This window comes from Paenibacillus sp. y28, from assembly GCF_037137075.1.
Classification (GTDB): Bacteria; Bacillota; Bacilli; order Paenibacillales; family NBRC-103111; genus JBBBNV01.
This window is the reverse complement of the sequence record NZ_JBBBNV010000071.1, coordinates 1-2,470: the sequence shown is the minus strand read 5'-3', so window position 1 is coordinate 2,470 and position 2,470 is coordinate 1. Positions and strand designations below refer to the sequence as shown.

Sequence of the window (2,470 nt, the reverse complement as noted above, 5' to 3'; positions counted from 1 at the left end):
CTACAGAGGTATTCGACATCTTTTCTCGTTTTCTTTTATTTCTTTTTCACATTGCTCAAGGGTGCGAAATGTCAGATTTTATTCATTCAGCAAGCCCTACATAAATCGATTCCATCTGTATATTCGGGTTCATGTTCATGGCTTTCCTCCTTACGTTGTTGACTCTACAGAGGTATTCGACACGCTCACCCCATTTCTTTTTTTATTATTTTCATTTCTTTTTTCGGAGGTCTCCAGGGTGCGAAACGTCAGATGTATGCATATGATGTAACTTAATGAAAGCCGTTTGATGCAGTTTCATTAACTATTATTAATATTGATGGAGGTAAATAGAATGAAATTACTTATAACTGGTGGTGCTGGATTTATTGGAAGCAACTTCATTTTATATATGCTTCAAAAATATCCTCACTATAAAATCGTTAATTTGGATTCTTTGACTTATGCAGGTAATTTAAATAATTTAAAGAAAATGGAAAATAACCAAAATTATTCTTTTGTTTACGGGGATATTTCAAATCCTGAAATTGTAGAGAATTTATTTCAACAAAAAATTGATATCATTGTAAATTTCGCTGCAGAATCCCACGTGGATCGCAGTATTGTTACACCTCAAAAATTTATTGAAACCAATATTTACGGAACAAACAATCTCCTTTTTATCTCTAAAAAATATGGGATAGACAAATTCATTCAGGTCTCTACAGACGAAGTTTACGGCTCACTAAATAATGTAGGTTTCTTTACAGAAAGTTCACCTCTCGCTCCTAACAGCCCTTACTCAGCGAGTAAGGCAGCTGCTGATTTGCTAGTACGGGCTTATTCGGAAACATTTGGTCTTCCTGTAAATATTACACGGTGTTCAAACAACTATGGGCCACACCAGCACCCAGAGAAATTAATACCATTGGTATTAACGAGTGCATTAAAAGATAATATCATTCCTATTTATGGGGATGGTTTAAACATTCGCGATTGGCTGTACGTAGAGGATCACTGCAGTGCAATCGATTTAATATTACATCAAGGTAAAGTAGGGGAAATATATAACATTGGAGGAGGAAACGAACGAACTAATCTTCAAATTGTTAATACTATTTTGAAAAAACTCAATAAGTCCACAGATCTAATATCATATATTGATGACCGATTAGGTCATGATCGCCGTTATGCTATTGATTCTTCAAAAATTAGAAAAGAACTTGGCTGGAAACCAGTATTTACCTTTGATATTGGGATTAGAAAGACAATTGATTGGTACTTAAATAATAAAGATTGGTGGGAAATGGAAAAAAAATAGGCATTGCCAAATAATAAATTGTACGAGGTGATAAGCCTTGAAAGTTCTCATTACTGGAGCAACAGGTCAACTTGGTTCTGACTTAGTCAAACATCTGAAGGATAAAAAAGAAACTGTTTATGGTTATTCACAACTTCAACTAGATATTACTAATCAAATAGAAGTAAGAAGAGTAGTACATGAAATTCAACCTGACGTGATTATTCACACTGCTGCATATACGCAAGTCGATCAAGCTGAAAAATTTGTTGAGCAAGCTTATCAAGTCAACGCTTATGGAAGTCGTAATCTTGTTATTGAAGCTGAAAAAATAAAATCGAAATTTTGTTATATCAGTACCGATTATGTATTTGATGGAAATTCTAATAAACCTTATCGAGAATATGATGCAACTAATCCTTTATCAATCTATGGAAAGTCTAAATTAGCTGGTGAGGTCATCGTTCAAAGTCTTTCGACAAGTTATTTTATAATTAGAACATCATGGCTTTATGGTTTCTACGGGAATAATTTTGTTAAAACAATGCTAAGAAAAGCTAAACAAGGTGAACCAATAAAGGTAGTTAATGATCAATATGGTTCACCAACTTATTCTGTTGATTTATCCAAATTTATTTACGAACTGATAAAAACCGAAAAATACGGCTTGTATCATGCTTCGAATTCTGGACAATGCAGCTGGTATCAGCTTGCGAAGACCATTTTCGATAAGGTTGGAATTACTATAAACATTGAAGCCATTTCAACCAGCAATGACCTAAGAGACGCAATTAGGCCTAAATATTCTGTATTAGATCATCTATCAATTCGTTGTAACGAAATGGATGAACTACCAGAATGGGAAGATGCGTTGAATCGTTTCTTAGTAGAGTTAGGAGAAATCACACCCCCCGGACCAAACGCCTCTATTGATTAATAAAGATGATACAACTTGGCTGAGCCATATTTTCCAGTTCAAAGTGAAGCAAAAAAAGAAAAACATACGTTGAAATTCGCAAGAGACATGACACGGTATAAATAAATAAATTGAACGATCAACACAATCATGATAACTTTTTGCTGAGTCGTTATCTTATTAATTAAGTAAGAGGTGAACCTGAATTTCGAAAGCTCATAAGAACGTGGTGGTAGCCGTCCAAGAGCGGTGGATTGACTGTAAATAAGTGGGGT

General features: G+C 34.4%; 2 protein-coding genes. Both read left to right on the top strand.

What is annotated here, in order from left to right; translation table 11 throughout:
• The first annotated feature begins 334 nt into the window (after positions 1-334).
• Positions 335-1,300 (top strand): dTDP-glucose 4,6-dehydratase, encoded by a 966-nt coding sequence (gene rfbB / locus WBG83_RS22205; RefSeq protein ID WP_336747567.1) that lies wholly within the window; start codon positions 335-337, stop codon positions 1,298-1,300.
• A 37-nt stretch (positions 1,301-1,337) separates the two neighbouring features.
• Positions 1,338-2,216 (top strand): dTDP-4-dehydrorhamnose reductase, encoded by an 879-nt coding sequence (gene rfbD / locus WBG83_RS22200; protein ID WP_336747565.1) that lies wholly within the window; start codon positions 1,338-1,340, stop codon positions 2,214-2,216.
• Positions 2,217-2,470: the final 254 nt, after the last annotated feature.